This is a genomic window from Bartonella sp. AP258QHHD (assembly GCF_042196145.1).
GTDB lineage: Bacteria > Pseudomonadota > Alphaproteobacteria > Rhizobiales > Rhizobiaceae > Bartonella.
In genome coordinates this window covers 1-6,830 of sequence record NZ_JBHIPR010000030.1, presented here as the reverse complement: position 1 = coordinate 6,830, position 6,830 = coordinate 1, and the positions used below count along the sequence as shown (strand labels likewise).

Genomic DNA, 6,830 nt, shown 5'->3' with positions numbered 1-6,830 from the left:
GTGGCATGCGCTACCAGTTTTAAATCAAGGCTGTAAAAATAGCCTATTCATTCTATTCAATTTAACAAAAAGGGCAGCACAGTATGCTGCCTTTTTATCTCTCCCCTATTCTTTTCTACCAATACACACCGCCAACATTTTTCTTTAAGAAAATTAGTTAAAAAACTCAAGACAATAAAATATCGCGCTTTTAACTAGTAAAAATATCCCTTGAAAAAAACTAAAAGTCGATTGAAAAATCAATGAGCGCTATTTTATCGTAACCGTGTTAAAGAAAAACATGAAAGCTATGGTATCATCTTTGGTTTCATGATGTTGGAAGAGATCCCTATCAGGCTCAAGTATACAGTTTTTTGAAATTTTCTTGCCTATTTCTTTTCTTTAAGCATAAGCAACAAGTTTTATGCAAACATAACACATATCTTGAATAGAAAAACTTATAATATTAACATAATGTATTCATTTAATACTAAATGAATTTAAATATAATACATTATATGCTAAATGTATAAGTTAATTTATACTTTACACAAAAATAAAAATATCCTATTCACGTTCCATCTCTAAAATATCCATCCATTTGATATCCTTCTTATAAGCGGGGGAAGAGTGTGTGGCTCTTATAAGTTAGGAAAATCTTGATGTGTAAAAAATCCCTTTTATGCTGCACAGCTGTCATAGCTGTCATGCTATTCAACACCCATCTCAATGTATATGCTGAAACTCTTGAAGTTTCCGGCGAGAAAAAAGAAGTATCTAACACAACGTATGAGATTATTAATGCGAAAGACAACGGGAAAATCACCGGCACACATTTAACTGTGGTTGGGAATAAAGACACGGATATTTATGCTGTAACAGCTGACGGTCTTGGCAGTGCGATTACATTACTGCAAGACACAGCCATTAAAGGAACTGATTTTGACATTCGTCTTGGTCTTAATGCAAAAGATGGTGCTACAATCAAAATGACTGGAGGCATTATTACGATTTCTGAAATTGGCGCTTTCTTCGAAAACAGTATGAATGATAAAAATAAGCTGGAAGGTGTAACAATATCAAGCGGTAAAGATGGCCACTTCATGGACAAGGGAATAAATGCCGACAACAAAAGCAAAGTTACTTTAGAAAACGTAACAGTTACGCAAGCAAACACCAGTATATTTGCAAATGATCATTCTGAAGTAACGATTTTAGGAGGAGAATTTGATGGAGAACTCAAAGGAATATCTGCTACGGAAGGCAGCGCTATTACTTTAACCTATAGTGAATTAGCCGATAATAAAAAAGGCAGTGTTCAAGTTACATCATCTCATGGTGACGGACTCTATGCAAATGGTGCACAATCCACAATCACAATGATAGGAGGATCAGTCACTGGAGAAAATACAGCATTACTTGCAGAAAATGGCGGACATATTGACGTCACAGATGTTACTTTAAAAAAAGATGGCACCGGAATCGGTGCAATAGCTAATGATGTTGACAGCACAATTGAACTACACGGAAATACGGTAATTAATGACGCTGTAATTGGGCTTTATGCAACAAACGGTAGCACAATCACAATGACTGGAGGAACCATTACGGCTTTTGAAACTGGTGCGTTCTTCAATGAGAGTAAAAGCGATAAAAACAAATTAGAAAATGTAACCATTACTTATGCAAATACCAGCATAAGTGATCAAGACAAGCTAGAAAGTGTGAAAACATCGGACAATGAATTAGACCCTGGATGGGAAAGTGAATTAGAAAATGAAAAAGAAGAGTTTTTATACACAGGAATAACGGCCTTTGCCGGAAGTCATCTCACTTTAGAAAATGTAACCATTACGCAAGCAGACACCAGCATATCGGCAGAAGATGGTTCACAAGTAACGATATTAGGAGGAGCATTTGATGGAGAACACACAGGGCTATACGTAATGAACGGCAGCTTCATTACTTTAGCCAATAGTAAAGAAGGCAGCGTTCAAGTTACATCATCTGATGGTGATGGACTCTATGCAGACGGTTTATTCTCTACAATCATAATGATGGGAGGGACAGTGACTGCGGGAAATAGAGCATTATTTGCACAAAAAGGTGGATATATTAAGGTCACAGATGTTGCTCTAACAACGATGGACGGAAACGGATACGGGGCAGCTTCCACCGATCCTTACAGCTTTATTGAATTGGATGGAGAGACAACGATTACTAATGCTATAAATGGACTTGATGCGGAAAACAGTGGTGTCATCATAATGACGGGAGGAGCTGTAACTGCAAAAAGCGCAGCATTGTTTACCATGAACGGTGGATATATTAAGATCACAGATGTTGCTCTAACAACGATGGACGGAAACGGATACGGTGCAGCTTCCACCGATCCTGAAAGCTTAATTGAATTGGATGGGAAGACAACAATTAATAATGCTCTCATCGGACTTTATACAGAAAATAGTGGCACTATCTCAATGGCGGGTGGAACTGTAACTGGGAAAAGCGCGGCAGTACTTACAAAAAGCGGTGGACATATTAAGGTCACAGATGTTGCTCTAACAACAATGGATGGCAACGGATACGGTGCAGCTACCAGCGATCCTAACAGCTTGATTGAATTGCATGGAAAGACAACAATTAATAATGCTTTCATCGGACTTTATACAGAAAATAGTGGTACTATCACAATGGCGGATGGAACTGTAACCGCAACAAACATGGCACTGTTTGCAGCAAACGGTGGACATATTAAGGTCACAGATGTTGCTCTAACAACAATGGATGGCAACGGATACGGTGCAGCTACCACTGATCCTGACAGCTTGATTGAATTATATGGAAAGACAATAATTGATAATGCTTTCATCGGGCTTAATACAGAAAATAGTGGTACTATCACAATGGCAGATGGAACTGTAACCGCAACAAACATGGCATTGCTTGCAAAAAGCGGGGGACATATTAAGCTCACAGATGTTGCTCTAACAACGATGTATGGTAACGGATACGGAGCAGCTACCTCCGATCCTGAAAGCTTGATTGAATTGCATGGAAAGACAACGATTAATAATGCTTTCATCGGGCTCAATGCAGAAAACAGTGGTGCAATCACAATGACGGGAGGAACTGTAACCGCTGCAAACATGGCATTGCTTGCAAAAAGCGGTGGGCATATTAAAGTCACAGATGTTGCTCTAACAACAATAAATGGTAACTATGGCGCAGCTACCACCGATCCTGATAGCTTGATCGAATTACATGGAAAGACAACAATTAATAATGCTTTCATCGGGCTTAATGCAGAAAATAGTGGTGCAATCACAATGACGGGAGGAACTGTAACCGCTGCAAACATGGCAGTGTTTGCAAAAAACGGTGGGCATATTAAGGTCACAGATGTTGCTCTAACAACGATGTATGGTAACGGATACGGTGCAGCTACCACCGATCCTAATAGCTTGATTGAATTGTATGGGAAGACAACTATTGATAATGCTGTAACCGGACTTGATGCAGAAAATAGTGGCACAATCATAATGACTGGGGGAACAGTAACTGCGACAACCATGGCATTGTTCGCAATGAATGGTGGACATATTAAGGTCACAGACGTTGCTCTAACAACAATGGATGGCAACGGATACGGTGCAGCTGCCAGTAATCCTTACAGCTTAATTGAATTGCATGGAAATACAGCGATTAGCAATACTTTCATCGGACTTTATGCAGAAAACGGTGGCACAATTAAAATGAATGGAGGGACCGTAGCAGCAAAAGGATCAGCATTTGTTGTAAAAAATAGCGGATATATTGATGTAACAAATGTTTCTGCAACAGCAGAAAACAGTGGCATAATATTTGATAAATCCGAGGACGATAACGCCTTAGAAATCAACTTGACAAATACAAAGATTCGCACTGAAAATAGTATTGGAATTAACGCAGACCAATCAATCGGTATAGCCAATCTCAAAAATTCAGAAATCAGTGCCGATATTTTATTAGCAGCAAAAGCTTCAACTAAAGAAAGTAATTTTGCTTTTACATTAAATGCTAATCACTCGGTATTAAAGGGAAGAGCAAAAATTGCAGAAAACAGAACCGTACGCTTTGATTTGACAAACAAGACAACATGGATATTGAAAACCAGTACAAAAGAAACCGATGATGACGGAAAACTGCTTGCTATTGCTCAAAGGTCACGTTCTGATATTTCTGTGCTCAATCTTAATGATAGTTCTATTGTTTTTAATGGACCGGTAGAAGATCATTATCATACATTGCATGTAGGATCTGGAATACCAACCACTCTAGCAGTCTATAATGCCTTTGGTGAGGCAGAAATTCATTTCAACGCTATATGGAGTGATGGTGTTGCAATAGATGCACAAAAAACCGATAGGCTTCTCATTCACGGTGATGTAGCAGGCACCACAACAGTTTATGTCAAAAGTGTTTCAGGGGATAAAGAGAGCGTAGAGAATGCTTCTACTCCTTCAAATATAGGTGGACTTTCACTTATTCAAGTTTCTGGAGAAGCAAAAGAAGACTCCTTTAAATTGAAAAATGGCTATACCACCATAGGAGGAACTCCTTATAAATATACGCTAACTGCCTATGGACCAGTCTCAAGCTATGGCAAAGCCAATGCTAACCAAAACTTATTCGATGAAAAGGATAAAGATTTCTGGGATTTCCGTTTGCAGCCTGAATTTTTTGACACCGATTCAAAAGTAAGAGCAGTTGTACCACAAATGGCAAGCTATTTGGTTATGCCAAATGCCCTCTTTTATACTGGATTGGCCGATATGGCCAAGCAAAATGCACTTTTAGCCAATATGAGAACAACAGTCTTGGGAGAGCAGAAAAATCTAAAAAACAGTTTTTTCCTCTCTACCTATGGGGGTACAGGAACCTTATCCTCGAAACGCGGTCCCCTTAAATATGGTTATGGTGCTGATATTCGCTACGCCGCTATACAAAGTGGGGTTGCATTGACTACGTTAGAAGGGCACAGCACTACTACACATCTTGGTCTTTTAGGCACCTATGGGCGGCTGTCTTTCACTCCAAAAGAGATGCAGGATGCAAGTAAAAGCACTTTAGATAAATGGTCTCTCACTGCCTATAGTAGCGTACAGCATGACAGTGGTTTCTATATGGATACACTTTTATCCTATGGAATAATAAAGAGCGATATCACCAATGCTATCATTGGTAAAACCGCGAAATTGAACAATGTAAAAATGTTGAGTATTTCCACCACCGTTGGCAAACAATTTTCTACCGGAATGGAAGGTTTAACCTTCGAGCCCCAAATACAACTTGCTTATCAACATTTGATGTTTGATACCATTGAAGATGCTGATAATTTAAAAATTGATATGAAAAATCCTTCTCAATGGTTGATCCGTGTTGGTGGACGTTTAACCAAAACCATTATGACCACTGAAAATGGTCCTGCCATTTCCTTCTATGGAAAAGCAAACTTGATCAAAACCTTTGGTGATGATGGTACCATCCAGATTGGCAGAGATTTTGACCTTGATCCCATAGGAACAGCAATTGAGGGCGGCGTTGGCATCAATGCACAACTGTCTCACAATTTCTCTCTTTACGGTGATGTAAGCTATCGACAAAAGCTTCAGAAAACTGGTATAAGTGGTGCAAGCTTTTCAGGTGGCATACGCTATCAGTTTTAAGGAAAGTCTGTAAATAGCCTATTCATTCTATTCAATTTAACAAAAAAGGCAGTATACATACTGCCTTTTTAATCTATGTAAGCTACTATTCTTATCCCCTGAAACTTTTTTCTTTTCTCCTCAATGATCTCCTTCCCTCCTATTTACACGAGTCACGCGGCATATTCATTATCGAATTTGTCTATAAAGCTAAGCAAAGTGTATTTTTAGATAATAAAAAGAAGACTACATTGGAAAAGATAATGATAAAAGAAACTCTCTCTTCATACCTTTTCTATGTTTATCCTCCTGTTTCTTCAATCCATTAGCTTAACACCACCCTGTAAGGATTCATTTATATGTCCATGTACCGTTTTTAGGCAAACCATTTTGACAATGCTTATCCCTCTAATTCCATACAGTATATTGATTTATAAAGATAATTCTTTGTTTTCCATGTTGAATGAGAGTCCCTAATATCGTAGGATTCTCTCATTTCAAACTTGTTTTATGTTGAAACAATTAAAAATTTTCTTGCACGTTACAAGCAGGGCTGGCGTGTGGAGAAAAGTTATATAAGAAAAGCCTGAGAAGTCCTCTCATGAACTGTCTCAAGAACCAAGGGCTTGTCACAAACATTGGGAGCTAGCAAAGTGCGATGGGCTTGCTCCTTCGTAAGCGTAAAGATGATGGAACTCTATGGCTTTAGCGTTATAGCATTCATGAACACCATCGCGAAATGGGCTGTGCTTCCTTAGAAAAATGGACTTTGGTACCCTTAGCCTCTTTAAAGAAAGCCTGTGAATAGCCCCCTCATCTCTTCTTCTTATAGCAGAAAAAATTTGCTGATCGTTTTGGTGAGTGCATCAAATAATACATCTCAACGCTATAGAGCTTTTTATAACGATTATCTTTAATAGACAATTTTTAAATATCATACTTCATAGTGCTTTTAGCATAAGCTTAACCAAGCTAGGTTTTATGAAATCCACTTTTCTCAACTTTTTATGATCATGAAAAAAAGTTTTTCTGAAGCAAAACTTCAAATCATAGAGAACATCATCGATATAATTCGTTTTGTTATTTACAATAAAAACATAATGATATAGAAACTGTCTGGGTACTTGCGCCATCAGGGGAATGAAGTAAGCATCAAAGCATACC

Annotated in this window: 1 protein-coding gene; it reads left to right on the top strand. The window is 38.3% G+C overall.

The genetic code is table 11. The annotated features are described in order from the left end of the window. Positions 1-641: 641 nt before the first annotated feature. Entirely contained in the window at positions 642-5,687 is a 5,046-nt protein-coding gene (locus tag ACFIMM_RS03430) for an autotransporter outer membrane beta-barrel domain-containing protein (RefSeq protein ID WP_375692617.1), read from the top strand. Positions 5,688-6,830: the final 1,143 nt, after the last annotated feature.